General features: G+C 70.0%; 25 protein-coding genes. 17 read left to right on the plus strand and 8 right to left on the minus strand.

The genetic code is table 11. The features are described from left to right. Positions 1–25: 25 nt before the first annotated feature. Genes OHB41_RS01120 through OHB41_RS01130 form a run of 3 tightly spaced genes read left to right on the plus strand, consistent with a single transcriptional unit; the run spans position 26 to position 2,835 of the window. Positions 26–1,075, plus strand: coding sequence for an LLM class flavin-dependent oxidoreductase (locus tag OHB41_RS01120; RefSeq protein ID WP_266696067.1), 1,050 nt, complete (start codon positions 26–28; stop codon positions 1,073–1,075). Continuing rightward, positions 1,068–2,099: an LLM class flavin-dependent oxidoreductase gene (locus OHB41_RS01125; protein ID WP_266696068.1), complete on the plus strand. Its 1,032-nt coding sequence runs from the start codon at positions 1,068–1,070 to the stop codon at positions 2,097–2,099. Before OHB41_RS01120 ends, OHB41_RS01125 begins: the two co-directional genes overlap by 8 nt. Positions 2,100–2,118: 19 nt before the next feature. Continuing rightward, positions 2,119–2,835 (plus strand): NADPH-dependent F420 reductase, encoded by a 717-nt coding sequence (locus OHB41_RS01130; RefSeq protein ID WP_266696069.1) that lies wholly within the window; start codon positions 2,119–2,121, stop codon positions 2,833–2,835. Positions 2,836–3,045: 210 nt separating this feature from the next. On the opposite strand, the gene OHB41_RS01135 is transcribed toward OHB41_RS01130, so the two are convergent. After that, a complete protein-coding gene (locus OHB41_RS01135) occupies positions 3,046–3,759 on the minus strand; it encodes an SDR family oxidoreductase (RefSeq protein ID WP_266696070.1) in 714 nt (237 codons plus the stop codon). 86 nt (positions 3,760–3,845) lie between these two features. Here OHB41_RS01135 and OHB41_RS01140 point away from each other — a divergent pair, with 86 nt between their 5' ends. The 3 genes from OHB41_RS01140 (at position 3,846) to OHB41_RS01150 (ending at position 6,975) form a co-directional block, all read left to right on the plus strand. Beyond that, entirely contained in the window at positions 3,846–4,361 is a 516-nt protein-coding gene (locus OHB41_RS01140) for a winged helix-turn-helix transcriptional regulator (protein ID WP_266696071.1), read from the plus strand. An 869-nt stretch (positions 4,362–5,230) separates the two neighbouring features. Then, positions 5,231–5,803: a dihydrofolate reductase family protein gene (locus OHB41_RS01145; RefSeq protein ID WP_266696072.1), complete on the plus strand. Its 573-nt coding sequence runs from the start codon at positions 5,231–5,233 to the stop codon at positions 5,801–5,803. Positions 5,804–6,030: 227 nt separating this feature from the next. Then, the gene (locus OHB41_RS01150) at positions 6,031–6,975 is read left to right on the plus strand and encodes an NAD(P)-dependent oxidoreductase (RefSeq protein ID WP_266696073.1); all 945 of its coding nucleotides are present in this window, start codon (positions 6,031–6,033) and stop codon (positions 6,973–6,975) included. A gap of 7 nt (positions 6,976–6,982) precedes the next feature. Here the strand turns inward: OHB41_RS01150 and OHB41_RS01155 are convergent, their stop codons facing one another. The 3 genes from OHB41_RS01155 to OHB41_RS01165 all read right to left on the minus strand — a co-directional run bounded on the left by OHB41_RS01155 (position 6,983) and on the right by OHB41_RS01165 (position 8,833). Next, entirely contained in the window at positions 6,983–7,210 is a 228-nt protein-coding gene (locus OHB41_RS01155) for a non-oxidative hydroxyarylic acid decarboxylases subunit D (protein WP_266705568.1), read from the minus strand. A 60-nt stretch (positions 7,211–7,270) separates the two neighbouring features. Next, positions 7,271–8,041, minus strand: a complete 771-nt coding sequence (locus OHB41_RS01160; RefSeq protein WP_323138340.1) for a UbiD family decarboxylase domain-containing protein — start codon at positions 8,039–8,041, stop codon at positions 7,271–7,273. Positions 8,042–8,227: 186 nt separating this feature from the next. After that, a complete protein-coding gene (locus tag OHB41_RS01165) occupies positions 8,228–8,833 on the minus strand; it encodes a non-oxidative hydroxyarylic acid decarboxylases subunit B (protein ID WP_526025025.1) in 606 nt (201 codons plus the stop codon). 131 nt (positions 8,834–8,964) lie between these two features. On the opposite strand from OHB41_RS01165, the gene OHB41_RS01170 reads away from it, so the two are divergent. Continuing rightward, the gene (locus OHB41_RS01170) at positions 8,965–9,891 is read left to right on the plus strand and encodes a helix-turn-helix transcriptional regulator (RefSeq protein ID WP_266696075.1); all 927 of its coding nucleotides are present in this window, start codon (positions 8,965–8,967) and stop codon (positions 9,889–9,891) included. Positions 9,892–10,104: 213 nt separating this feature from the next. Here the strand turns inward: OHB41_RS01170 and lexA are convergent, their stop codons facing one another. Beyond that, positions 10,105–10,776, minus strand: coding sequence for a transcriptional repressor LexA (gene lexA / locus OHB41_RS01175; RefSeq protein ID WP_266696076.1), 672 nt, complete (start codon positions 10,774–10,776; stop codon positions 10,105–10,107). Between the two features lie 239 nt (positions 10,777–11,015). Beyond that, on the minus strand, positions 11,016–11,558 hold the full coding sequence (locus tag OHB41_RS01180) for a MarR family transcriptional regulator (protein WP_266696077.1): 543 nt from the start codon (positions 11,556–11,558) through the stop codon (positions 11,016–11,018). 769 nt (positions 11,559–12,327) lie between these two features. Here OHB41_RS01180 and dxs point away from each other — a divergent pair. From dxs to OHB41_RS01230, 9 genes are all read left to right on the plus strand, one after another. After that, complete coding sequence (gene dxs, locus OHB41_RS01185) at positions 12,328–14,220, plus strand: 1-deoxy-D-xylulose-5-phosphate synthase (protein WP_266696078.1); 1,893 nt, start codon at positions 12,328–12,330, stop codon at positions 14,218–14,220. A gap of 341 nt (positions 14,221–14,561) precedes the next feature. Continuing rightward, positions 14,562–16,013, plus strand: coding sequence for an SLAC1 family transporter (locus tag OHB41_RS01195; protein WP_526024872.1), 1,452 nt, complete (start codon positions 14,562–14,564; stop codon positions 16,011–16,013). Between the two features lie 129 nt (positions 16,014–16,142). Beyond that, positions 16,143–17,099 (plus strand): GlxA family transcriptional regulator, encoded by a 957-nt coding sequence (locus OHB41_RS01200; protein WP_266696079.1) that lies wholly within the window; start codon positions 16,143–16,145, stop codon positions 17,097–17,099. A gap of 105 nt (positions 17,100–17,204) precedes the next feature. Beyond that, positions 17,205–18,203: a type I glyceraldehyde-3-phosphate dehydrogenase gene (gene gap / locus OHB41_RS01205; RefSeq protein ID WP_266696080.1), complete on the plus strand. Its 999-nt coding sequence runs from the start codon at positions 17,205–17,207 to the stop codon at positions 18,201–18,203. 374 nt (positions 18,204–18,577) lie between these two features. Next, complete coding sequence (locus tag OHB41_RS01210; RefSeq protein ID WP_266696081.1) at positions 18,578–19,654, plus strand: hypothetical protein; 1,077 nt, start codon at positions 18,578–18,580, stop codon at positions 19,652–19,654. Positions 19,655–20,002: 348 nt separating this feature from the next. Further along, the gene (locus OHB41_RS01215) at positions 20,003–21,208 is read left to right on the plus strand and encodes a cytochrome P450 (protein ID WP_266696082.1); all 1,206 of its coding nucleotides are present in this window, start codon (positions 20,003–20,005) and stop codon (positions 21,206–21,208) included. Positions 21,209–21,484: 276 nt separating this feature from the next. Next, positions 21,485–22,453, plus strand: a complete 969-nt coding sequence (gene ligD, locus OHB41_RS01220) for a non-homologous end-joining DNA ligase (RefSeq protein ID WP_266696083.1) — start codon at positions 21,485–21,487, stop codon at positions 22,451–22,453. Between the two features lie 123 nt (positions 22,454–22,576). Next, positions 22,577–23,242 (plus strand): helix-turn-helix domain-containing protein, encoded by a 666-nt coding sequence (locus OHB41_RS01225; protein WP_266696084.1) that lies wholly within the window; start codon positions 22,577–22,579, stop codon positions 23,240–23,242. Next, entirely contained in the window at positions 23,239–24,654 is a 1,416-nt protein-coding gene (locus OHB41_RS01230; protein ID WP_266696085.1) for an MFS transporter, read from the plus strand. Before OHB41_RS01225 ends, OHB41_RS01230 begins: the two co-directional genes overlap by 4 nt. 89 nt (positions 24,655–24,743) lie before the next feature. On the opposite strand, the gene OHB41_RS01235 is transcribed toward OHB41_RS01230, so the two are convergent. Both OHB41_RS01235 and OHB41_RS01240 read right to left on the minus strand, forming a co-directional pair. After that, positions 24,744–24,908 carry a hypothetical protein gene (locus tag OHB41_RS01235; RefSeq protein WP_266696086.1) on the minus strand — a complete coding sequence of 55 codons (165 nt, stop codon included), beginning with the start codon at positions 24,906–24,908 and terminating at the stop codon, positions 24,744–24,746. Positions 24,909–25,292: 384 nt separating this feature from the next. Then, positions 25,293–25,859, minus strand: a complete 567-nt coding sequence (locus tag OHB41_RS01240) for a GNAT family N-acetyltransferase (protein WP_266696087.1) — start codon at positions 25,857–25,859, stop codon at positions 25,293–25,295. Between the two features lie 425 nt (positions 25,860–26,284). Here OHB41_RS01240 and OHB41_RS01245 point away from each other — a divergent pair, with 425 nt between their 5' ends. Next, positions 26,285–26,725 carry a hypothetical protein gene (locus OHB41_RS01245; RefSeq protein WP_266696088.1) on the plus strand — a complete coding sequence of 147 codons (441 nt, stop codon included), beginning with the start codon at positions 26,285–26,287 and terminating at the stop codon, positions 26,723–26,725. Positions 26,726–26,727: the final 2 nt, after the last annotated feature.

Consider the following 26,727-nt stretch of genomic DNA (forward strand, 5'->3'; position numbering starts at 1 on the left):
TTACGGGCCGCCTGAGGAGGAGACCATGACGCCGCTGACCTTCGAAATCGGCCTCGACTCGTTCGGGGAGGTCGCCACCGACGACGGCCGGACGCTGAGCGACGCCGAGACCGTCCGCCTGCTCGTCGAGGAGGCGGCACTCGCCGAATCATCGGGGGTGGACGTCTTCAGCATCGGTGAGCACTACCGGCCCGGACACGTCGACAGTGCCACTCCTGTTCTGCTCTCCGCCATCGCCGCTGTCACGGAGCGCATCCGCCTCGGCACATCGGTGACCGTTCTGAGTACCAACGATCCCGTGCGCCTGTACCACGATTTCGCGACTCTGGACGCCGTGTCGAGCGGCCGGGCCCAGATCGTGCTCGGGCGTGCGTCGGCCACCGAGTCCTTCCCTCTCTTCGGCTACGAACTCGCCGACTACGAGGAACTGTTCGAGGAGAAACTCGAGCTCTTCATGCGTCTGCAGCGGGAGGAGACGGTGACCTGGTCGGGCGCGTTCCGCAGATCGCTCGCCGCACAGCGGCTGCGTCCCCGGATGCCCCGAGGAGGCATCCCCACCTGGATCGGAGTGGGCGGCAGCCCGCACTCCGTGCTCCGTGCCGCCCGTTACGGACTGCCCCTGATGATGGCCGTCATCGGCGGGCGTCCGCAGCGGTTCGCCGGCCACGTCGACCTCTTCCACCGGGCGCTGCGGCAATCCGGACACGATCCGCAACCGATCGGCCAGCACTCGCTGGGACTCGTCGCCGACACCGACGAGGAGGCGACCGAGACCTGGTGGCAGTACTGGAAACCGGTCGTGGCCCAGGCGGCAGAGGAGCGAGGGTTCTACAAGCCGACCCGCGAACGGTACATGGCCGAGATCGACCATGGCGCGCTCTTCGTCGGCTCCCCGGAAACCGTCGCCCACAAGATCGCCAGAACGGCCCGCGACCTCCGACTGAGCCGTTTCGACCTCAAATACGACATCATGCGCCTGCCTCGCCAGGCCCGCGCTCGCACGATCGAGTTGCTGGGCCGCGAAGTCGCCCCGCTGGTAAGGGAACTGCTCACCAAGGAGCCCATCCATGTCTGATCTCACCTTCGGCCTCGACACGTTCGGCGACGTACCCACGGACGACTCAGGTGTGCTGGTCTCCCACGCGCGGGCGATCCGGCAGGTCCTCGACGAAGCCGTCCTCGCGGACGACCTCGGCGTCGACGTCATCGCGCTCGGCGAACACCATCGGGCGGAGTACTCGATCTCGTCCCCGGAGACCGTGCTCGCCGGCATCGCCACGCGCACCACGCGCATCCGGCTCGCCTCCGGCGTGACGGTGCTGAGTTCCGACGACCCCGTCCGCGTGTTCCAGCGCTTCTCCACCGTCGACGCCCTCTCCGGCGGCCGGGCCGAGGTGATCCTCGGCCGCGGCTCCTTCACGGAATCGTTCCCCCTGTTCGGATACGACCTCGCCGACTACGACACGCTGTTCGAGGAGAAGATCGAGCTGTTCTCGAGGCTGCTGGAGGAGAAGCCCGTCACGTGGAAGGGCACCGTGCGGGCTCCCCTGGAGGACGCCGAGGTCTTTCCCCCCACCGAGTCCGGGCACCTGGCCACCTGGGTCGGTGTCGGTGGCTCACCCCAGTCGGTCATTCGCACGGCCCACTACGGGCTTCCCCTCATGCTCGCCATCATCGGCGGTTCTCCCGAGCGGTTCGCGGCCTACATCGACCTCTACCGGCGCGCGGCCGACCAGTTCGGCACCACCGCGCATCCGGTGGGAATGCACTCCCCCGGCTTCATCGCCGACACCGACGAAGAAGCCCGGGAGCTGCACTGGCCGAGCTACCGGGTCATTCGCGACCGCATCGGCGCCCTGCGAGGCTGGCCGCCGATACGCCGGGAGGAGTACGAGGCGGAGATCGAGCACGGCTCCCTGTACATCGGCTCACCGGAGACGGTGGCCCGCAAGATCGCCGGCGCCGTTCGCCAACTCGGCGTCGGCAGGTTCGACCTCATCTACACCGCGGGCGCGCAGCCGATCAGTGCCCGTCTGCGGGCGGTCGAGCTGTACGGCACGAAGGTCATTCCCATGGTCCGCGACATCCTCGCCGGCTGACTCGCGGAAAGGGCACGACATGAGTAACGAGGACGTCCGCACCATCGGCATCCTGGGCGCAGGGAAGGTGGGAACCGTACTGGCGCGGCTTGCCCTCGCCGCAGGCTTTCGCGTGCTGATCGCCGGTTCGGGCGCGACCGAGAAGATCGCGCTCACCATCGAGGTCCTCACCCCGGGTGCCGTCGCGGTCACCGCGGCCGAGGCGGCGGCCCAGGCAGACGTCGCGATTCTGGCCCTCCCCCTGGGCAAGCACCGCGGCATTCCGGTCGACGCGCTGCGGGGCAAGCTGGTCATCGACGCGATGAACTACTGGTGGGAGGTCGACGGCGTGCGCCCCGACTTCACCGACCCCCGCACCTCCACCAGCGAGATCGTCCAGGCCTTCCTGCCGGACTCCCGTGTGGTCAAGGCCTTCAACCACATGGGCTACCACGACCTCGAGGACGAGGCCCGGCCTGTGGGCACGCCCGGCCGCAAGGCGATCGCCATCGCCGGTGAGGACCCTGCCGACCGGGCCACGACCGCCCGCCTCGTGAGCGCCCTCGGCTTCGACCCCGTCGCCGTCGGCCCGCTCGCCGAGGGCGTGCGCCTGGAACCGGGGACCGAACCTTTCGGCGCCGATGTCAGCGCCGAAGAGTTGCGCGCCATGATCGACCGCTTCCCCACCTCGAAACGAGGCGAGACCGTCGGCAGGGCCCGCGCAGCTGCCACACTGCCGCCCGCCGACGTGGCATAGCGGTCGATTTCCTCCGACGTCTCGTCGCGGAAGCACCGTTCGATCCCGGCGCCTCGGGTCGCACACCGGGAGTGCGCGGCCTCGCGGGGGTGGGGCGGCCCAGGCGTGGTCCAGGACAGGGTGATTCCCCCCGGCGCCGGCGGTTCCGGCAGGCGCGGGCGGGTCTCCCGGCAGCGCGGTGTCCCCGTCGGGCCGCCGAGCGGCGTACGCTCAGCGCGTCGCGGGCAGGCCCGGGTAGAGGTTCGCGAGGTCGCCGGAGAGTGCGGAGCGGACGGTGCGGCTCTTGTCGTCGGCGACGACTTCGAGCGCGCGGTCCTGGACTCCGTCGAGTGCGAGGCCGGCCACCCACGCGGGGTCGACCTTGTCGGAACCGTCCACGTAGTCCGCCATGTCGGTGTCCATGTAGCCCACGTGCAAGGCGGTGACGTCGATTCCGGACGGTGCCAGCTCCTGCCGTGTCACGTTGGTCATGGCCAACTCGGCGGCCTTGGCGGCGCTGTAGCCGCCGTAGTTCGGGTAGTGCGCCCAGCTGAGCACGGAGAGCACGTTGAGGATGCCCCCGCCCCCGTTCGCGGCGATCACCGGAGCGAAGGCCCGGGTGACGTTGAGGGAGCCGAAGAAGTGCGTCTCCATCTCCAGGCGGATATCGCTCATGTCGCCGCCGGCGAGCCCGACGTGGGTGCTGATTCCGGCGTTGTTGATGAGAAGCGTCGCGTCCGCGGCGGCCTCCGCCGCCCGTGCCACGGAGTCCGGGTCCGTGATGTCCAGGGCGAGCGGGACGACCCCGGGCAGGTCGACCGACGACGGGTTGCGGACGCCCGCGTAGACCTTCGCGGCGCCCCGCTCGAGCAGCTGGGCGGCGAAGTGCCGGCCCAGACCGCGGTTGGCGCCGGTCACGACCGCCACTGCGTTCCTGATGTCCATGGTTCCTCATCCCTGAGATGCTGAATAGGTATTTCCAACATAGGTAGCTGGATGTGAAAACGCAACTCAGGAGTAAGCTGAGTCGCATGACGCCCGCCAAGGCCACGCGGAAAGACCGCGACCGCGAAGAGACCTGCTCGATCGCCCGCTCCCTGGAGATCGTCGGGGACCGCTGGTCCATGCTGGTCCTCCGCGAGGCGGCACTGCAGGACGTGACGCGCTTCGCCGACTTCCGCGACCGCCTCGGCATCGCCCCCGACGTCCTCACGCTGCGCCTGGGCACCCTCGTGGAAGGGGGTGTCATGGAGAAGCGGCCCTACCGCGAGCCCGGTGCGCGCACCCGCTTCAGCTACCACCTGACGCCGGCCGGCGAACAGCTGCGGCTGGTCCTGGCCGCCCTCCAGCAGTGGGGCGACGAAAACCGGCCGCCCTCCACCGGGCCCAGCACCCTGCGGCGCTCCGCGGACGGCGACCGCGCTGTGCGCGTGGCCTTCGTCGATGACACGGACGCCGTCGTCCCCGCGGGCAACGTGCGCTTCCTGACGACGGTTCCTCGCCCGGCGCGCGGGCGGGAGGAAGCGGAGCTGGCGCCCAAGCCCTGACCGTCGAGCGCCGGGCGGCCACTCTCGGGCACCGGCGCCCTGACAGCCCACGAGGGCACACCCTTACATCACCCCGAACCGGCCCAGCGCCGACGGGAGTTCGAAGCGGCCGCCGCCGGCCGAACGACTGCGGCGCGCGGTCGTCCCCAGCACGAGCCGCTCGCGAGCAGCCGCACGCGGCCTGTGCCGGAGCAGCACCCCGAGTCCCGTGCCGCGGTCAGCGCGTTCTCGGGACGCGTACCGGCGGCCGAGCGCATCGGCCAGGCGTCCCAACGACGAGGCCGGTCACGAGGTCGCGGCCTCCGCCCGACCGGGGAGTCCGCGGCGGCGAGTTCGCGGGCCTCGCGGACCAGCGCGTTGCGTACAGATCTCAGCCGGCGACCGGTCAGCGCACACCTCGTTCACGGGCCGGGCGCCCTTCACCTCCGAACCGTTGCCCAGGTCGTCGCCGACGTGCGGCCGACGGACATCGGGTCGTCACGCGCACCACCGGATGGACCGCCTGACGGCCTCCTCCCCCGGCTCCCTGCCCTACCTCGCCTTGCCCCACCCCGCCCGTCACCCATGTCGGCAGGACTTCGCGGTCCCGCCCGCCAGGCATCGCCCACCGACTGTTCGACGGCGGCGGCACCAACCCCTCAGCCGCTGATCACCACGAGACCTCCCGACAACTCGAACTGTCTTGACAATAATTTTTGTCGGTTGCATCCTGGAGCGGTGCTGGACCTTGCCGTGACCGAAGTCCGCACACCGCAGTGGCGCCCCGCAAGGAATCCTCGCCGGAAGGCCGCCACCTCGAACGTGCTCCGCGCGCTTCGAAACGGCGGCAAGCAACCGAGACACGTCCACCGACACCGAAGGAATCCAGCATGCGTACCCTGATCAGTTCCGCCTTCATCTCGCTCGACGGCGTCGTGGAGGGCCCGGGCGGCGAGCCCGGCTACCGCAACTCCGGATGGACTTTCAAGGACATCGAGTTCGTCCCCGAGGCGTTCACCATCAAAGGGCGGGAGCAGGAGGAATCCACCGCGTTCCTGATGGGACGCGCCAGCTACGAGGCGTTCAGCCCGGTGTGGCCGGACATGGCCGAGTTCGCCCACTACAAGACCCTGCCGAAGTACGTCGTGTCCACCACCCTCACCGAGGACAAGCTCGTGTCGAACTGGGGCGAGACCACCGTCCTGCGCTCCCTCGACGAGGTCGCCGCTCTCAAGGAGACCGACGGCGGCCCGATCATCGTCCACGGCAGCGTCGCCCTGAACCACGGCCTCGCGGACGCCGGCCTGATCGACCGGTACCACCTGCTCGTCTTCCCACTGCTGCTCGGCGCGGGCAAGCGGCTGTTCCCGGCGAGCGACAAGGACACGCAGAAGCTGAAGCTGGTCGAGCACGCCGTGTACGCCAACGGCCTGCAGATGAACGTCCTCGACGTCGTGCGCTGACCGGGCTCCGGCAATCCGCTCCGCTGCCCGCTCGCACCGGACGGCGCCCGTCCCTCCCGACCTCGGCCCCACAGGCCGACGGGCCCACAGCCGCGGTAGGCGGGGATGAGTCTCCGAACCTCCTCCGAACCGCCTTCGAGCCGTACACGAACCGGTGACGCGGCGGTCCGGCGATCGCGCGCCGTGGGGCTGTAAGTACCCGAGCCGCGCCCGGATATCATCCACCGATGTCGACGATCTGCATGATCGGTGTGGGTCGCATGGGCGAACCGCTGTGCGCCGGTCTCGTCCGCGCGGGATACCGGGTGAGGGCTTGCGACGTCCTGGCCGAGCGCAGGGAAGCGGCCCTGTCGCACGGGGCTCTGGCCCCGGATTCGGCGGCAGCCGCGGCAGCGGGGGCGGACGTGCTCCTCACCGTCCTTCCCGGGCCGGTCGAGGTGGCGGCAGCGGTCGACGACGCCGTTCTCGGCGCGCTGGCGCCCCAGGCCACCTGGATCGACATGAGCAGTAACACGCCGACCGGCGCCGAACCCTGCTGGAAGCGGGCCGCCGCCCACGGAGTCGGTGTACGGGAGGCGCCCATCGGAGGTTCACCCGCGGACGCCGCAGCGGCGCGGCTGCGGGTCTTCGTCGGTGGGGAGGACACCCTCCTGGAACGCCACCGCCCTTTGCTGTCCGCGGTGTCCGACCGCATCACGCACGTCGGTGGACCCGGCACCGGCTACGTCGCCAAACTGCTGGTCAACCTCCTGTGGTTCGGCCAGGCCGCCGCCACCGCCGAGGCTCTTCTCCTGGGGCGACGTGCAGGCATCGACCTGGGCGTGCTCACCGAGACCCTGGCCGCCGGTCCCGCCTCGACCGCGTTCATCCGCCACGACCTGCCCGCCCTCCTGGCGGGCGACTACCTCACCGACTTCGGCCTCGACCACATCCACGACCAACTGACGGCGGTGACCGCACTGGCTGAGCAACTCGCCACGCCCCACAGCGTCGCGGACACCGTCCGTCGCCTCCACGCGGAGGCACTCGAGCGCTATGGGCCCGCGGACGGCGAACTGCTCGCGGTGGCCCTGCTGGAAGAGAAGGCCGGGATCCTCTTGCGCCACCCGGCTACGGCCGCCGCCGACGGCGACACCGACGCGGCCGAGTGGCGGACAGAGCGCCACAAGTGACCCTGTCTCAGCTCCGTCGAAGGAGCGGGGGGACGGGCGGTACGTCGACGGCGCCGGCGATGTCGTCGACGGTCATCCTGAAACTGTCGGGATAGACGTCACGCTCGGTGCGGCAGACGGGTTCACTGGTACGCCGGCAGTAGAGGCAATGCCGGCACTGCAGCACGACCCATACGCCGGGGACGGGAGAGCTGAAGAGCTGTTCGATGGTCTCGTGGGCGCAACGCGGACAGATGCCGGTGCCTTCCGTGGCAGTGGTTCCTTTTCACGTGTGGAGGAAGGGAGTTCGGCTTCGTCAGCGTTCCGCGGCGAGTTGCCGGAGCCTGGCGAGCCATTCGCCCGTTTCGGGCAGGTCCCGTACCGGGTTGCCGTAGTTGCCGCGGTGATCCGGCGTGACGGGTGTGGTGGCGTCGATGATGAGCTTGTCGACGATGCCGGGTGTGTTCGCCTGCGGGCCCAGCTCCATCACGGACAGGTTCGGAATCGTGATCAGGTCGCCGGCGGGGTTCATCTTGGTCGAGACCGTCCACATCACCTGCGGAAGGTTGAAGGGGTCGACGTCCTCGTCCACCACGATCACGGTGGCGGGGTATCCCAGTCCGTGCGGGGTGGTCAGGACACGCATTCCGACCGCCTTGGCGAAGCCCCCGTACCTCTTCCTGGTGGAGACGATGACGACCAGGCCGTGGGTGTACGTGGCGTTGACCGCCTGGACCTCGGGGAAGTCCTTCGTGAGCTGCTCGTACAGCGGGGCGCAGGTGTTGGCGGCCATCAGGTAGTCGATCTCGGTCCACGGCATGCCCAGGTAGAGGAGTTCGAAGACCGGGTTGCTGCGGTAGGAGATCTTGTCGATCCGGATCACCGGCATGCTGCGACCGCCCGAGTAGTGGCCGGTGAACTCGCCGAAGGGGCCTTCCACTTCGCGCTTGCGACCTTCGATCACACCCTCGATCACGACCTCGCTGCACCACGGCACCGGCAGCCCGGTCAGGGGCGCCGTCGCGATCGGTGCCGGGGCGCCGCGCAGGGCGCCGGCCAGTTCGTACTCGTTCTCGTCGTACCTCATCGGGGTAGAGGACCGGCGCCGCATCCCCGAGGCGTGGCGCCGCGTTGGCGGCAGCGGCGATGTCCGGCTCCGGCTTCACCTCCTTGGTGATCCGGAGCAACTGCCCTTCCCTGTCAAGCACTTCGAGAAGGCTGCGCAGATCGTCATAGGCCATGTGAACCCCTTGGTGACAGTCGTGGTGAGGTATCAGAGCGCTGCCCTGAGCTCTTGGGCGTGGGCGGCTCGCATGCCGTCCCACCGTTTGGCGGCGGGCGCGGGAAGGTGGAACTGGTCGAGGACCCGGGCTGTGATGTGGTCGACGATGTCGTCGACGGAAGCGGGGTGGTTGTAGAAGGCGGGCATGGGAGGCACCATCCGCACGCCCATGCGCGACAGCGCCAGCATGTTCTCCAGATGGACCTCGCTCAGCGGTGTCTCACGCGGAACGAGCACCAGCTTGCGGTGCTCCTTCAGCACCACGTCCGCCGCCCGGCCGATCAGTCCGTCGGCGTGGCCGGCGCGGATCCCGGCTAGCGTCTTCATCGAGCACGGGACGATCACCATCCCGTCGGTCCTGAACGACCCGGAGGAGATCCTGGCGCCCTGGTCCTCGGGGGAGTGCACCTCGTCGGCGAGGGCACCGATGTCGCGGGCCGACAGCCCGGTCTCCAACTCGATGGTGGCACGCGCCCAGCGGCTGAGGACCAGATGGGTCTCCACCTCGCGCAGCCGGCTGAGATTCTCCAGCAGGCGGACGCCGAGCACCGAGCCGGTCGCCCCCGTCATCGCCACGATCAATCGCACAGGGCTCAGCTCCTCGGTAGACGTGAGCGGGTAGAGGTGAGTGGGTGCGGAGGGGACGGACCACCTCGGTCACCACTCCGCTCCCGCGCTTCACACTAGGTTCGATCTCCCTGGTCAAAGCCGTAGGATGAAGAAAAGCCATGGACAAAAACGGACACGCTGACATCACCGAGGTCCCCTACCAGTCATCCGCCGGAGCTCCGCCGGGGGTCGAGGTACTCGACTTCGCCGACCTGAGTGCCCGGGCTCGTGGTCACGGGGTCGACCCCTACTCACCGGTCCGGATCGCGTTCCACGAGTTGATCACTGTCCACACCGGCACGCTGTGCTGCTCGCTGGATTTCACCGATCACGAGCTGACCGAGGGCGACTGGTTGTGGGCGCGCCCCGGTCAGATCCACCAGTTCCGCTCCGATCTGGCCTCGGCCGAAGGAACCGTCGTCCTCTTCCAGCCCGGCTTCCTGGACACCACCACCGCCGAGGTCGCCCGTGTAGACCAGTACTTCCCCTACCGTCCGCTGACCCCCTCGGGCGCCGCGGGAGACGCGCTGAGGAACACCCTCGGCCTGCTGGACAGCGAGTACCACGGGCTCGGCGGCCTGCCGTTGGAGGCACACGTCGAGGTGCTGCGCCACCTGCTGGCGGCACTCGTCCTGCACCTCTCCCACCAGCAGCCCTCCACGGGCGACGAGTCGGACGACGGAGCGGGCACCGAGGCGTTCCGCCGTTTCCAGCAGGCCGTGGAGCGCGGTTACGCCCGCAGCCACCGGGTGGACGACTACGCCAGGGACCTGGGCTACAGCGTCCGCACCCTGACCCGGGCGACCCGTGACGCCGCCGGGTGCGGGGCCAAGCGCTTCATCGACAGCCGGGTCCTGTTGGAGGCCAAACGCCTGCTCGTGCACACCGACCTGTCCGCAGGGGCGATCGCCGAACGGATCGGCTTCCCGGAGGCCACGGTCTTCACCAAGTTCTTCCGCAAGCTGGCCGGCGAGACCCCGACCGCCTTCCGTAGCTCCTCGAGGGCACACGACCGCGGCGGGCAACCGCGAAGCGCCGGCCAGTAGCCGCGTTCAGCGCGGTGGAGCCGCTCGGCGAGCGGCGGCGGCGTCGCGCACGCTCGTCCTACGGCGGTCGCTGCCCGCCCCCGGGGGCCGAGCCCGGCACGGCCGTCGGCACCGTGCGCCTTCGTCAGGGCTACGGAGACCCCGGTCGCGCGGGCTCTCGCCTTGTCCTGTCGGGGCTGGACGTACCCGCCGACGCGCCGCCGGTCCGCGTTCTCAGAGCAGGCGCAGGACGCCGACGACCTTGCCGAGGATCTGCGCGTCGTCGCCGGGGATCGGCTCGTAGGAGGCGTTTCGGGGCATGAGCCACACCCGGCCGTCCTGGCGGTGCAGCACCTTGATGGTGGCCTCGTCCTCCAGGAGCGCGGCGACGATGTCTCCGTGGTCGGCGCTGTCCTGGCGTCGGACGGTCACGATGTCGCCGTCGCAGATCGCCGCGTCGATCATGGAGTCGCCGGAGACCGTCAGGGCGAACAGGTCGCCGTCGCCCACGATCTGGCGGGGCAGGGAGTAGACGTCCTCGACCATTTCCTCCGCGAGCAGGGGTGCTCCCGCGGCGATACGTCCTACGAGGGGTACGTCGACCGGCGCCTGGCTCGCACTGCCCAGGTCGGGCGCCCAGGAGGGCCGCACGCGGTAGGCGCGGGGGCGGTGCGGGTCGCGGTAGAGGACGCCCTTGCGTTCCAGGGCCATCAGCTGGTGGGCGACCGAGGAGGTGCTGGAGAGGTTCACGGCCTGGCCGATCTCCCGCATCGAGGGCGGGTAGCCCTGGCGGTCGACCGTCTCCGTGATGTAGCCGACGATGGCCGACTGGCGGCTCGTCAGCTCGCCCCCGGCGTTCCGGGTGCCCGGCGGGCGGCCTCGGCGGGCGGGCGCGCTGTTCTCCATCCCGGGTACCTCCGTACAAGATCTTCGCAGAACGCGACCTTAACCCGCCATCCGGCGCAATCGGAACACCGGTGTCGTCGTGGTCCTGCGGACAGATGCGGCAGATCACCACATCGACCGTGTCCGGGCGCACGGCCGACGGGATGATCCCGCCGGCGGTGACGGCCGGAGGCGGCGCCTTCGACGGCGGGTCAAGGCCGCCCGTGGCCTTCTCCCCCGTGCCGCTTAGCCGTGTGCGCTCATGCCTGCTGTCCCGGCTGTTCGCGGGTGGCGTCGCCCATGAGCGCCGTACGGGCGCCCGGGGCGCCCGGGGCGCCCCGGGTGCCTCGGGTGCCTCCCGGCCGGGGCAGGCCGTGCGCGCCTGCCGGTCGGAGGGCCGGAGCGGGGGATTCGGCAAGGGCGGCGGCCGAGCCGGGCACGAGGTGTCGGCCCACTATCGCCCGCGCGGTCCTTTCGGCGTCGGCGAACATGCCTCTTCCGGTGTCGGTCAGCATGACCTTCACCGCCCGTCGGTCGCGGTCATACCGATCACGCTCGATCAAGCCGGACGCCTGCATCTCCCTCAGGACGTAGGACATCCGACCCCCCGATTCCCCGAGGAAGTCGGTCAGCTCAGCAACCGGCGCGGCCCCGCCCGCGGTTTCGGCGAGGGCGCCGAGGACGAGGTATCCGTGGAGCGACAGACCATGCCGTGCCCGCAACTCGCCGTGCAGGAGGCCCAGGGTCCAGAGGACCCCCGGAGCCTGCCGCTGGGGGAAGTCGGCCGAAGTACGGTCAGTCATGTTCGTTCCCGGGGGTCGGCGCTTCGGTCACGAACCCGCGACCGAATACTCACAACCAGGTTCCGCACGGCGGCCATGGCCGGTCCGGCGGACTCGAAGCCCTCGGATCAGGACACGGCGCACCCCGTCCGCGCCTCGGCCGTGCGACGGGAGCACTCCCCGCGGAGTCCGGCCGACCGGCCCGACGTCCTGATGTGAGGTAGTCGTGGCACGTCCGGCCCCCTGTCCCGGCTCTCATGAAGCCGTAGCGTCATCACCGAGCGTGACGTGGCCGATCGGGTTGACCACTGCAACGGACGCCGAGGGCTTGGTCACGTACGCGGACGAAAGTCCTGGCGGGTCCGGCGCGGACGGTTCGGAACAGAGGACAGGGGGCGTTCTGCGCTGTGACGGCACGGCACGATCAATCAACGGTCGGCACCCACCCGCTCACGCCGCGACCGGCCGTCATAGATGCCGGGTTCGATGTGGACGTCGTCCGGACTCCACGACGAAGACCGGGAAGTGGGGTTCGTCGTGGACGGCCGGGACGGCAGCGACCTCGCCCGCGCGCAGGCCTCGGGCGGGGCGATGAACTCCGCGCCCACCGCAGGGCCGAGGCCCCTCGGTCCCGTACGCGCGGTCATCAGGATCTCCGCGCCTCGCGCCGCACCCGTTGCCGACGCATCAGGGCCTGACCGCCCTCCACGTCGAGGAACGCGCACGCTCGGCCCTGCGCGCAGGGCCGCCGTCAAAGCTCTGTGGTTCAGCATCAAGGAGGAGCAGTGGCATGACGCTGCTGGCACGCATCAACCAACCCTCGGATCTGCGGAGTTTGAGCCGCGCGCAGCTGATCCGGCTCGCCGAGGAGATCCGCGACTTCCTGATCCGCCATGTGGCGGTCACAGGAGGCCACTTGGGGCCCAACCTGGGCGCGGTGGAGCTCACCCTGGCACTGCACCGGGTCTTCGACTCACCGCGCGACACACTGCTGTGGGACGTCGGGCATCAGGCGTACGTCCACAAGATCGTCACCGGTCGGGCCGATCGGTTCCCGGGATTGCGCCGACGCGGCGGAATGTCCGGATACCCCAGCCGGGAGGAGTCCGCGCACGACCACATCGAGCACTCCCACGCGTCGGTGGCCCTGTCGTACGCCGACGGCATGGCCAAGGCCAGAGAGCTTGCGGGGGAAACGGACCGTCACATCGTCGCCGTCGTCGGCGACGGGGCACTCACCGGGGGGCTGGCCTGGGAGGCACTCAACAACATCGCGGCGGCACCCGGGCGGCCCGTGGTGATCGTCGTCAACGACAACGGACGCTCGTACGCACCGACCGTGGGCGGACTCGCACAGCACTTGGCGGCCCTGCGTACGCACGCCGGCTACGAGCGACTGCTCGGATGGGGCAGACAGACCCTCGGCGGCGCCGGAACGCCGGGACGGGCTGCCTACCGCACTTTGCACGCCGCCAAGGAAGGGCTCAAGGACGCCCTCGCGCCTCAGCCGCTCTTCTCCGACCTGGGCCTGAAGTACGTGGGCCCCGTCGACGGGCACGACATCCCGGCATTGGAAGCGGCACTGGAACGCGCCAAGGATCACGGCGCACCCGTCATCGTCCACTGCGTCACGCGCAAAGGGCTGGGCTACCCGCCTGCCGAGCAGGACGACGAGGATCATCTGCACGGCGTGGGTGCCATCGACCCGCGGACCGGCCGCCCGCTGCGGCCAGGTGGTCGGAGCTGGTCGGCGGCGTTCGGCGAGGAACTGGTGTCGCTGGCGGCACAGCGCCGGGAGATCGTGGCTATCACCGCGGCCATGCCCGGCTCGGTGGGCCTCAGGGATTTCGCCGCCCGGTATCCGGAGCGGTTCTTCGATGTCGGGATCGCCGAGCAGCACGCCGTCGCCTCTGCCGCCGGACTGGCGATGGCGGGGTCGCATCCGGTGGTCGCCGTCTACGGCACCTTCCTCAACCGCGCTCTTGACCAGGTGCTGATGGACCTGGCGCTGCAGCGGCTCGGTGCGACCCTCGTCCTCGACCGGTCCGGTGTCACCGGCGACGACGGACCCAGCCACAACGGACTGTGGGATCTTGCGATGCTCCAGGCCGTCCCGGGCCTGCGCATCGCGGCTCCCCGCGATGTCCTCACCCTCCGGGAGGAGTTGGGAGAGGCCGTCTCGGTCACCGATGCGCCGACGGTCCTGCGATACCCCAGAGGCGCGGTCCCACCCCCGCTCCCCGCGGTCCGCCGGGTCGGCGGGGTGGACGTGCTGCGCGAGGCCCGGGGCGCCGGCGTCCTGCTGATCGCGGTCGGCACGATGGCGAAGACCGCCCTTGAAGCGGCGGAGCTCTGCGCCGAGCAGGGTGTGCAGGTCACCGTGGTGGACCCGCGGTGGGTCAAGCCGCTTCCGGGCGAGCTGCTGGGGCTGGCCGCCGATCACGGGCTGGTCGCCACGGTCGAGGACGGCCTTCGACACGGTGGCGTCGGGGCCACGGTGTCCCAGGCCCTGCACGAGGCCGACCTCCAGGTCCGCGTACGCGCCTTCGGAGTGACCGACGGGTTCCCCGAGCAGGGGACCCGCGCCGAGGTCCTCGCCGACGCGGGCCTGACCGCGCAGGCCATCGCACAGGCCCTGGTCACCGCGGTGCCGGTCGGCTCCGCACAGCCGGGACGTACGTAGTCATGGCACCCGCACCGCGAGCGCCCAGGAGCACTGGGTAGTCGCACACCACGCTTCGTAGCGGCTCGGGGCGGCCGCGGTGCCCTGTGCGTGTACCGCGCCGTCCGGTGCGTGCCCTCCGCTCACTCAGCCTGAGCCGTTCGATCGGAGCCTTACTAGAATGGAGCTGCCGGAAGGCCGGATGTGCGGTTGGTGACGCACGCTGCTGACGCTCGGAACTGTGGCCCACCGGCATCGACGTTCCTGAGAACGGGCCGAACCCAGGGCAAGGACCCCGCCGCGGGGGCAGGTAGCGCCGATCGCCTCAACGGCCCGGGTCACCCACCCGCGAAAGGGGCGTCATGGCCAAGCAGGTGACCTGTCGCAGAGTCTTCGAGCGGCCGTCTTTCGCGGACGGCAAGCGGGTGCTGGTCGATCGTGTCCTGCCGCCGGACATCAGCAGGGACGACGCGCGTCTCGACGAGTGGCTGAGTGACGTCGCGCCATCCACCGAACTGCAGCGCTGGTACGGCCATGACCCCTTTCGCTTCGCGGAGTTCCGGCGCCGCTATCTCGCCGAACTCGACGATCCTGCACACCGATCGGCAGCGAGCCGCCTGCGTGACCTCACCGACGACGGCAAGCTCACCCTGCTGACCGCCGCCGAGGACGCGGACCACAGCCCTGCCGCCGTCCTCGCGCAATGGCTCACAGGTGCCGACCGCTCCGAGCCCGACCCACCCGCGCCTCCACCTCCGTCCGGATACCGGGCAGTGGTCTCCGCCAAGATCACGAACCTCAATCCGGGAGCGTTCGCGTTCGTCATGGGCACAGGCATCGTGTCCACCGCCCTGAACGCGGACGGTGCCCACACCGCCTCGCTCGCCCTGCTGGTGGTGGGCCTGGCGGGTTGCGCGGTGCTGTTGCCCGCCTATGTATGGCGGCTGCTGCGCCGGCGGGAGCGCTTCGTCGCCGATCTCGTCGGGCCGCGCGCATTCGCCTTCCTCACCATCAGCATCGCTGCCAATGTGATCGCCGCCCGCATGGTGGCGGACGGACACACCTCCGTAGCCGGGGGGTTCCTGGCGTTCGGGGCGGTGGGGTGGCTGCTGCTCGGCTACGGAATACCCCTCGGTCTGATCGCCAGCACACGGCGGGACGCGTCGTTCGACCAGGTCAACGGCACCTGGTTCCTCTGGGCGGTCGGATCCCAGTCGGTGGCGGTCGCGGCGGCGGGTCTGGCCCGGCCGACGTCGAGCCACGAGTTGCAGGTCCTGGCCCTGGTCTGCTGGGGCATCGGGCTGATGCAGTACCTGCTGACCGCCGCGATCGTCCTGGCCAGGCTACTGGCGCGGCCGGTGGCACCGGGAAACCTCATGACATCGTCGTGGATCTGCATGGGCGCGGCGGCGATCAGCGTGCTCGCCGGGACGAGGCTGCTCGCACTCCCGGCGGGAAGCATGCTGCTCTCACGTTCGGTCGTCGCCGGATCGTCCGTCGTCCTGTGGTCGTTCGCCAGCTGGCTGATTCCGCTGCTGCTGGCTCTGGGCGTATGGCGGCACGTCCTGCGAAAGGTTCCGTTCCGTTACGAGCTCGGCTGGTGGAACCTGGTCTTCCCCATCGGCATGTACGCGGTCACCACCCATGAACTGGGGCGCGCGACCGGGACGTCGTGGATGACCGCACTGGGCCGCTGGGAAATCTGGGTCGCCGGCGTGGTCTGGGTGCTGGTGATCGCCGCCATGGGGGCCGCGGCGGTCCGGCCCCACCTCATGACCGGGCGTGCGGCCGGCCCGAACCGGCGCGTCGCGTAGCGGCGCACACACTAACTGGTCGAACCGACGCGTCGCGGAGCCGCGCACAGACCAGTTGCTCGGACTCACGCCCAGCTCAACGGGCCTATCACCGCCGCCCCCTCAGGGGCTCCGCGTAGGCTGACGCTCGTGCCCACCTCTCGTCTGCGCCGCGTCGCCGTCCTTGTGCTCAGTGGTGCGAAACCGCTCGACGTCGGCATCCCCGCGCAGGTGTTCACGACGCGCGCGAGCATGCCGTACGAGGTACGGGTGTGCGGCGCGGCGCCCGGCCTCGTCACCGGCGGCGACGGCCTGTCCTACCACGTCGCCCATGGGCTCGACGCGCTCACGTGGGCCGACATCGTCTTCATCCCCGGCTACCGGTTCCCGGACGAGGATGATCCGCCCCGGGCCGTCGTCGAGGCGCTGGTCGCCGCCAGTGACCGGGGGGCACGGCTCGCCGCCATCTCCACCGGTGCCTTCGCGCTCGCGGCCACGGGCCTGCTCGACGGCAAGCGCGCGACCACCCACTGGCACTACACGCGGGCGCTCGCGGCGAAGCATCCACTCGTTCAGGTCGACGAGAACGTGCTCTTCGTCGACGAGGGAAACGTGCTGACGTCGGCAGGGGCCGCTTCGGGCATCGACCTCTGCCTCCACATTCTGCGGGGCGACCTCGGAGTGGCAGCGTCGAACCACGCGGCCCGGCGCCTGGTCGCGGCTCCCTACCGCAGCGGCGGTCAGGCTCAGTACGTGCCGCGCAGCGTGCCCGAGCCCCTCGGCGAACGGTTCGCCGCCACCCGCGAGTGGGCTCTGCACAGACTGGGCGAGCCCCTCACTCTCGAAGTCCTCGCTCGGCATGCGGCCGTCTCACCGCGCACCTTCCTGCGGCGCTTCGGCGAGGACACGGGATACACCCCGATGGAGTGGGTCAGGCGCGCACGTATCGACGTGGCCCGTGCGCTGCTGGAGCGCTCGGAGCGGAGCGTCGAGCAGATCGCCGCCGAGGTCGGTCTCGGCACGGGAGCAAATCTCCGGATGCATTTTCAGCGCATCCTCGGCACCACCCCGAGCGAGTACCGACGCACCTTTGCCCGGGGTGAGTAGCTCGTCGTCGGATGGCGCGATCCTTGCGGACCGTGGCGCTCCCGCCGATGCCACGAGCGGGCCGTGCGCGCCATCGTGGTGGTGAACAGAAAGGACACCCCACTCATGACTCGCATCGCCATCAACGGATTCGGCCGTATCGGGCGCAATGTGCTGCGCGCACTGCTCGAACGCGACAGCGACCTCGAGGTCGTCGCTGTCAACGACCTTACGGAGCCTGCTGGTCTTGCGCGGCTGCTCGCCTTCGACTCGACCGCCGGCCGGCTCGGGCGCCCGGTCACCGTGGACGGGGACGCCCTCGTCGTGGACGGCCGTCGTATCGCGGTTCTTGCCGAGCGCGAACCCGCTCAGCTCCCGTGGGCGAAGCTCGACGTCGATGTCGTGCTCGAGGCGACGGGCCGTTTCACGTCGGCCACGGCCGCCCGCGCACACCTCGACGCGGGCGCGAAGAAGGTGCTCGTCAGCGCGCCGTCGGACGGAGCGGACGTCACGCTCGCGTTCGGGGTGAACACCGACGCCTACGACCCAGCCGCCCACACCATCATCTCCAACGCCTCCTGCACGACCAACGCGCTGGCGCCGCTGGCGGCGGTCCTCGACGAACTCGCCGGCATCGAGCACGGTTTCATGACGACAGTGCACGCCTACACCCAGGAGCAGAACCTGCAGGACGGTCCGCACCGCGACGCCCGGCGCGCCCGTGCCGCCGCCGTCAACATCGTGCCGACAACGACGGGCGCCGCCAAGGCGATCGGCCTCGTCCTGCCGAACCTGGAGGGCAAGCTGTCGGGTGACTCGATCCGGGTCCCGGTGCCGGTGGGCTCGATCGTGGAACTCAACACGACCGTCAGCCGCGATGTGACGCGTGACGAGGTACTGGCCGCGTACCGCGCCGCGGCGGAGGGACATCTCAACGGCGTCCTCGAGTACTCGGACGATCCGCTCGTCTCCTCCGACATCACGGGCAGCCCCGCCTCGTCGATCTTCGACTCGGCCCTCACACGGGTCGACGGCCGCCACATCAAGGTGGTCGCCTGGTACGACAACGAGTGGGGCTTCTCGAACCGCGTGATCGACACGCTCGAACTGCTGGCCGGCAGCTGACCGTTCACCACCTCGCCACCGCGCCCGTGAGCCCTGTCGGCGCGCCGCTCCACCATGTGTGAGGACCACGGGTGGCCGGGACCGACGCGTCCTGGGCAGGGCGGTCCCGCGGAACCAACTGCTGTGCAGCATCGGGCCGTCGGCACGGCCGGCGCGACCAGCGTGCGCGGATCGCGTCGGAGCAGCGCCGGCCGTCACTGGTGCCCGTAGGCATGGTTGCGTGCTGATCCTGCGCGGCGGCCTGTCGGCCGTCAGCACGTCCGTGCCTGTCCGGGACCCAAACCCACGCGTGGGCGCGGCAGTTGCCGAGAGGGGTTGGCTCTGGATCATTGTCCGGGGATGCGGCAGGTGGCAGCATCGGGCTCATGTCGGGAATGAGCGAGCCGGCCCCGCGCCGGCGGGTCGGACACTTCGTACGGGCGCGGCTGCTGCCGCTTCTGCTGTGCGTGCCGGCGGTCGTGGGAGCCGCCTGCTTCGCCGTGGTCGGAGTGTCCTCCGAGGAGCGGCGGGACCGGGACTGGCGGGCTGCCACGCCGTGCCCGGCCGCGGCGCCGGTCGATGTGCGTGCCGACTGCGTGACGACGCTGCCCGCGGTGATCGAGCGCACCACGGCCAAGCTGAACAGATCCGACAGGGACGACTGGCTGTACTTTTCGGGCGGTAGGCCCGTGGAGCGGCTGAACGTCTCGTACGACACCGCCACCGCCTTCGAGGCGGGCGACCACGTCACGCTGACGTGGTGGCGCGGCGCCCTGATGAAGGTCGCGAGCGAGCGGCACACCGCGAACGAGGGCGTGCCGCGTCCCGGGGGCATCGCCGGCGGTGTCGTCTTCTGCATCCTCGTGGCCGGCGCCCTCGTCGTCCTCACGCTGGTACGCCGGCGCCGCGACGGTCGCCCCGTCGCGGCGGACGAACCGACGTCGCCAAGCGTGTTCACTTTCCTGCTGCCGCTCGGTGTCGCCGCCCTGTGGGCGGTCCCCCTCGCCGGAGCCCGACCGGGCCGTGCCGTCGCGGTACCGGTGGCGGCCGCCGGCCTGCTCGCGGTGCTCGTCCTGCTGGCACGGGCCTGGCAGCTGAGCGGCCGGACGCCGCCCCTCGAGCCGCGCCCGCTGGCCGAGGGGGAGGACGTCGTTCTGCCGGCCCGCTTCCTGCAGGGCATGCCATCCGACGCGGGTCTGCAGGGCAGCCATATCGCCGTCGGCGCGGGGCCGATGGCGGTACTGTCCCACGGTGGTCCCGGCCGCTTCGGCGGCAAGGAGATACCCGTGGGACGTTTCGCCGTACAGGGGATACGGCGGCCGAAACGCTTCATGGAGCGGACCGTGCCGGCCCACTGGAACGTCGCCGAGCTCCTCGACTCCGGAACTCCGGTCCGGCTGGCCGCCGCCCCCGCCGACCTGCTCCTGCTCGTGCAGCAGCTGGAGCGGGCGGGGCTCGGCGTCTCGCGGTGAGCGTGACTTCCCCAGCGCTCCGAGCGGCGGGGACGCGACGCGCCCCGCCGGTCAGCGACTGCGGGGAGTCGAGGATCACCGCATCAGGTCATCATCGCCCCCGCTCATGAGGAGCCCGTTCGGGCCACGTGCTCCGCTGCCGATCGCCGGCCGATTCCGGCCGCTCGCGTCACCGGCCCAGGATGCCTGGGCCGCCCGAGCCCCGCCCGCCGCTCTCCGGTACGGGGTGGAGGCGGGGGCCAAATAGCGCATGCCGAGGTGCCTGGACGGATGCGCGATGCGGAAATGGCATATGCATGGAGGAGCGATGGAATAGCGACGGCAGCTGGAACTGGAGAGAACTGCGTCATGCCCCCCAACAGCAAAGCAATCGTATGTCCGTTTGATTTCAGTACGGGCTTGGAATTCGACCCCTCCCTCGCGGCGCTCATGGCCCGCGATTCCATCACCCGGATCCGGCTGCCGTACGGCGACGCCGACGCCTGGCTGGTCACCGGGTTCGATGCGGTGCGGCAGGTGACCACCGATCAGCGGTTCAGCCGGGCGGGGATCATGGGGTTCGACTATCCGCGGCTGACGCCGGAGCCGATCGTCTCCCCGGAGTCGATCAACGTGATGGACCCGCCGCACAGCAGCCGTCTGCGCCGCCTGGCATCACAGGCCTTCACCAAGGGGCACGTGGAGCGGATGCGCCAGAGGATCACTCGCCTCGCGGACACCCTGCTCGACGAGATGGCCGCGCAGGGACCGCCCGCGGATCTCGCGCACCACCTGTCGAACCGGCTCCCGCAGCACACCATCTGCGACGTTCTCGGCATCGTCCAGGACGACTGGCCCCGGATGGACCGGTACGTCCACCAGTTGCTCTCCACCGGCCCCGACAGCCGCGAGAGCGCCGCGACCGCCAAGTCCGAGCTGCGGGCGTACTTCGGCGGCCTGGTCGAAGAACGGCGGCGCTCCCCCGGGGACGACCTGATCAGCGTGCTGGCCACCGCCAAGGACGGCGAGGACGCGCTCGACGACCGGGAACTGGCGGTCATGGCACTGACGCTGATGCTCAGCGGACACGACACGGCCACCTGCCAGATCAGCAACATCTCCTACCTCCTGCTGACCCGTCCCGAGCTGCTGAAGCACCTCAGGAGCCGTCCGGAGAACCTGACCGCCGTCGTGAACGAGCTGCTCCGCTTCATCCCCTTCCGTAAGGGGGTCGGCATTCCACGAGTGGCACTGGAAGATGTGGAGATGGACGGGGTACAGATCCGGGCGGGTGACTTCGTCCACGTCTCCTACCTGACCGCGAACCGTGACCCGGAGCGCTACCCGAACCCGGACACCATCGACCCGGACCGGCCCGCCCTGCCGCACATGACCTTCGGCTGGGGCGGACACCTGTGCGTCGCCGTGCCGCTGGCCATGGCCGAACTGGAAGTCGCCATCGGGCAGCTGCTGGAGCGGTTCCCGGAGCTCCGGCTGGCGGTGCCGCCCGAGGAAGTGCGCTGGGACACGGAGACGATCCGACGCTTCCCCATCGAGCTGCCCGTTACCTGGTAGGACCACAGCGACCAGGACCACAGAGACCAAGCACCCTCCGCAGACGCGGGCGGCCACCGACGACCGTGGCCACCCGGCGGATCCCCGCGCCTCGGCGCACACGGGCGCGGCCACCCCGCGTCACCCGCACTCCCCCGCCGCACCTCGGTGCCGCATCCGCGCGCTGACCGAGCCCGGCGGAGCGATGCCCAGGAGATACAGGTCGCGCTCGGCCGAACGGCCGGACGCGCGTTCCTCGGTCTGCGGAGATCCGCTTGCCGTTCGATCATTCTGACTATGGCCCCGAATTCTTCCGGCGCCCCTTGGTCGCCTCCTTCGATCGCACCGATGCTGGCCGTTCCGGGCCCGCTGCCCGTGCCCGACGCGGACTGGGCGTTCGAGGCCAAGTGGGACGGTGCGCGCTGCATCCTGACCACGACGGGCGACGGAACGGTGCGGCTGGTCTCGCGCGCGGGCAACGACGTCACCGTGACCTATCCCGAGCTGCAGGCCCTGGGCGGCGTCCTGCACGGGCGTGGTGTGGTCCTGGACGGCGAGGTCGTGGTCCTGGACAGGTCCGGACGGTCCGACTTCGGGCTGCTCCAGCGCCGGATGGGCGTGGTCAACGCCCGCCGTGCCGCGCGACTGGCACTGGATTCTCCCGCCCATTTGATGATCTTCGATGTCATGTTCCTCGACGGCCACACCCTGCTCGGCTCCTCCTACGGCGAGCGGCGCGAGGCCCTGTCCCTGCTGGGGCTGGACGGCCCGCACTGGTCGACACCCGCATATGTGCACGGGAACGGGGCGCAGGTGTGGGACGCCGTGGTTCGTGAAGGGCTGGAGGGCGTGGTAGCCAAGAGGCTCTCCTCCCCTTACACGCCGGGGGTCCGATCGGCCGACTGGCGCAAGACCAGACGGACGGAGACCTTGGACGTGATCATCGGCGGCTGGACGCAGCGAAGAGGCGCGGCCGAAGGTGTGCTGGGTGCGGTACTGGTGGGCTTGGACGGGCCCGCCGGACTGCGGTACGCGGGATCGGTGGGATCGGGGATGTCGGAGCATGAGATCGGCGAACTCAGTGCGTATCTCACGGTCATCACGCGCTCGACGCCCCCGTTCGTCGACCGGCCCGACGTGGTCGGCGCGCACTGGGTCGAGCCGCGGCTGGTGGCGGAGGTCACCGCCTCGGAGTGGACGGCGGCCGGCCGTCTGCGTCATCCGGTCTGGCAACGGCTACGGCCGGATCTGACCCGGCTGGAGTGACCTGTACAGCCTGTTCAGCAGGGCGAGAGGTGTACGGCGGCACCGCGACGACGACCCCAACCCCAAAGACTTCTTCGCGAACAAGTCTTTGCGAAGAACTCTTTGCGGTCTAGTGTGCGCGCTATGACTGACACACCTGCGGGGCAGGAGGCTCCGAAGCCCAGGGCCGACTCCGTCGTTCTGGATGCCAAGGGGCTGCGCGCCCTGGCCCACCCGGTCCGCGTGCACCTGCTCGGGCTGCTCCGGAAGTACGGTCCGTCGACGGCTACCCGCCTCGCCGAGCGACTCGGCGTGAACTCCGGCACCGCCAGCTACCACCTGCGCCAACTCGGCGCGGCCGGTTTCGTCGAGGAGGACACGGAACGGGGCAACGCCCGCGAGCGCTGGTGGCGTTCACTGCATCGGATGACGGAGCTGAACGACCCGGAGCTGGCCGAGCGAGAGCCCGAGGCCGCCCTGACCTACCTGCAGTCCGTCGCCGCCGCGTACACCCTTCGCACCCAACGCGCGGTCAACGAGCTTGAGACGATGCCCCGTGCGTGGCGGGACACCTTCGACATGAGCGACTGGGCCCTGCGGCTCACACCCGAGGAGAGCGCTGCCCTGCGCGAGGAGTTGCGGGCAGTCGTCGCCCGCTACCGGAGCGATACCCCGGAGGCAGCGGCGAGCGCCCCGGAGGGAGCCGAGCGGGTCGCCGTCATCACCCACCTCATACCCGAACTCGACGCGCCCGGCGTCCCGGAGCTCCCTTCCGGTCCTCAGGAGGCGGCAGGAACGGAGCGGTCATGACGGAAGTCGTCCCCGGCGCGGGCGGCATACCCGGCAAGCGGTCCTTACGGCCGCTGGGCGGGGTGCTGGCGGCCATGGCCGTGTCGCTGACCGGTACTCGCGTCTCTGCCGTCGCACTCCCCTGGTTCGTCCTCGTCACGACCGGCAGCGCCACCCAGACCGGACTGGTCGCCTTCTGCGAGATGACTCCCTACGTGGCGGTCAAGGCGTTCACCGGGCCGCTGGTGGACCGGATCGGGCCACGGGCCGTTTCCTGGACCACCGATCTGGCCAGCGCGGCCGCGGCCGCCGCGGTTCCCCTGTTCCACGCCTTGGACCTGCTCACCTTTCCGCTCCTGCTGGCGCTGGTCGCACTGATCGGCGCGGTCCGCGGCCCCGGAGACCTGGCCAAGGAGGTCATGGTCCCGGAGGCGGCCGAGCGCGGCCGGGTGCCGCTGGAGCGAGCCGCGGGTCTGTCCGGCGTGACCGAGCGGCTCGCGTCCACCGTCGGTCCGGCGGCCGGCGGCTCCCTGGTGGCGCTGCTCGGCCCCATGACGGGTCTGGTCGTCAACGCGAGCTGTTTCGCTTTCGGATCATTGATCATCGGACTGGCGCTGCCTCGTGGCATGGGGCACGCAGTCGAGGCGGACCCGTCGCACGCCGGCGAGACGGAACCGGGGTACTGGCGACGATTCGGCGAGGGCTTCACCTTCCTGCGTGGCGAGTTGCTGCTGCTGACCGTCATCGTCATGGTCGGGGTCACCAACCTGCTGGACGCGGGATTCGCCACGGTGCTCATGCCGGTCTGGGCCAGAGAGTCCGGCAACGGACCGACCGCGATCGGCCTGATGGGCAGCGTGATGGGAGCGACGGCGGTCGCTGGGAGTCTGATCGCCGCGGTGGCGGCGCACCGCCTGCCGCGCCGGGTGGTGTTCTTCACCGGCTTCCTGGTGGCCGGGGCGCCGAGGTTCCTGATTCTGGCCTCCGACGCGCCGTTGGGGGCGGTCCTTGCCGTGTTCGCCGTCAGTGGATTCGGGTCGGGCTTCCTCAACCCGGTACTGGGAGCAGTCCTGTTCGAGCGGGTGCCGCGCCGGATGCTGGGCCGGGTCAACGCGCTCGGTGACTCGCTGGCCTGGGCCGGTATTCCTCTCGGTGGACTGATCGCCGGAGCGGCGGTGGCCTCCGTCGGACTTGCGCCGGTGCTGCTCGCCGGCGGGACTGCGTACTTCCTCACGACGAACCTGGCCGGACTGCGGCCGGAATGGCGTGACATGGACCGTGGGGGCGGGCGAGGTGCCCCGGAGCCGGACCCCGAGGAAGCGGTTCGGTCGACGCGTGCGAATCTCACGGCACGACAGGGAGAGGCGGACGGCAAGGATTGTCGGGTCGCAGGCCACCGGAAGAGCAACTGCTCGGCCAGGGAGGCGATCTGATTCCCCATCAGGACGATCCTCCGACGTGAATGCGGTCGTCGTTCCGTCTTGCCCAAGAGCCCTCACGCTTCAGGCGGCGGTACGTTCGCTCACGGGGCGACGGCGGAGGCTCCCCTGCTGGAGAGCCGGAGGCACGGTGCGACCTCACCGGTGTGCGAGGCGTAGAGCGTGAGCTGGCGGCGCCCCGGGTCCGGTGGGCGCGCCCCGTAGTCCTTGTCTCCGAGCCGGGTGAGCGAATCCGTTCGAGACGCCATTCGAGACCGTGGCACCATGTACCGCATGACGACGAACCGGAAGGTCCATGCCGCGTAGGCGGCCCGGACGGATCCGTGCCGGCGGCGCCGGCAGCCACCGGGCAACGGGGGCACGGCCGGTCATCGACGGCCTGTCTTCGCGTGCGCTGTCCGAGATCATCGAACTCGAGCGCACCCGAAACTATCTACAGCCGGGCGACGTCAGCACGGCTGTGGGCCTGTGGAAGGACTACGTCCTCCAGCCCGAGCGTGCTTTGTGGCACGACTACGAGTGGGGCAACGTGCACTGGTACTGCTGCGGCGACCCTCTCGAAGCCCGAGCTCTCCTCGACATCGTGATGCAGGCTGTATCGCCACGAAGCGCCCGCGAACTTCGAAAGGTCGTCAGCCGGTCAGACGCCGTCTGGAACCTTCCGTCCCCGCCCGGGCGAGGGGCGACTTGTCGCTCGCAGGCAGATGGCAGGTCAACACGCGGGTGGTGCTGCTGTCGTCCTCTGTGATGTCCCGGACATGCTCGAAACCGATTCCGTCCAGCAGGGTCAGTGAGGCCTTGTTCGGTGCAGCTACGGTGGCGTAGACCTTGGTCAGCCCGAGGGCGTCAAAGCCATAGGCGACGATCGCCTCTGCCACCTCGGCGCCCAGGCCAGACCCCCATGCCGCCGGGGCCAGAGCGTAGACGATCTCGTGGCCTCCGACGGCGTCGGTCGGCTTGATCTCGGCATGCCCGACCAGGAGTCCGTCCCGACGGACAGCCCAGACATCGAACAGTTCCTGGGCGTAGACCTTCGTGAAGATCCGCCCGAACAGGGCCCGGTCTGCTGCTTCGGAAGCAGGGCCGTCACCCATCCACTGCGACACCCTGGTGTCCTGGAACAGAGCGACAAAGTCCTCTTCGTCCTCAGGGATGTACGGCTCCAGCAGCAGCCGCTCGGTGCGCAGAGTTGGGGTCACAGACGACGACGCTACCCACGCGGCATCCAGGTCGGCAAACCACTTTCACCTGCGCGGAAATCGCCCTCCCCGTCACCATGCCGCGCATCGCCCGGCGGCGCAGACCGAGCATGCGGAGCCATTTCCACGACCAACCATCCGAGCCGAGCCACTAGAGATCTGTAACGGTTGGGGTTTCGAAGGCGGCAGGCTGTGTGACCATTGCCGACGACGTCTACGATGCGGCGGCCGCACCGAGTGGCTCCAGACGGTCGTCCACGCGGGCGCCAGCCTGACGAGCAGCCTCGCCGGCGCGGGCTGCCGAGCCGGGATCGGCGCGAAGGTCGGCACGTACGCCGGGCCAGTCGGGACCGTGAGCGCCGTCGTCGTGGGCAGTGTCGTCGGTGAGGGGATCGAGGTCTGTTGCAGATGAGGATTTGGCCTGGATGAGGAGAGGGCTGAAGGGATTGTTCAAAAGGAAACAACCTGACACCGCGAATGCGTCCACACCGGGTGCTCCGGTGTGGGCCGAGCCGGAGATCTCCGATGACGAACGGGCTGTCCTGCTTGTCGGCATCATTGACGACCCCGCGGCGCGCGAGGACGAAAAGGACGACGCGGCGAGCGCTCTGGAGTTCCTCTCCAATCCGTTCGTCGAATCGAGTCTGGCCCGGATCATTCGCGCTGAGGACTTCAGGAGCGTGCTGGCCCAACTGTGTGCGGAGTCCCTCGGCGGGATCTGGGCCAGGGCCGGCCGGGTGGACCCCGCCTTCATAGCGGAGCTGCGGGGCCCGGCGAAGGACGAGGTCTTCGGCATCCTCGGCGACCGCGCCCCGTACCTGTTGCCCCCTAGCGCCCCCCTAGACCAGAAGGTCTTCGATGGCTGAGG

This window comes from Streptomyces sp. NBC_01571 (assembly GCF_026339875.1).
Lineage (GTDB): Bacteria > Actinomycetota > Actinomycetes > Streptomycetales > Streptomycetaceae > Streptomyces.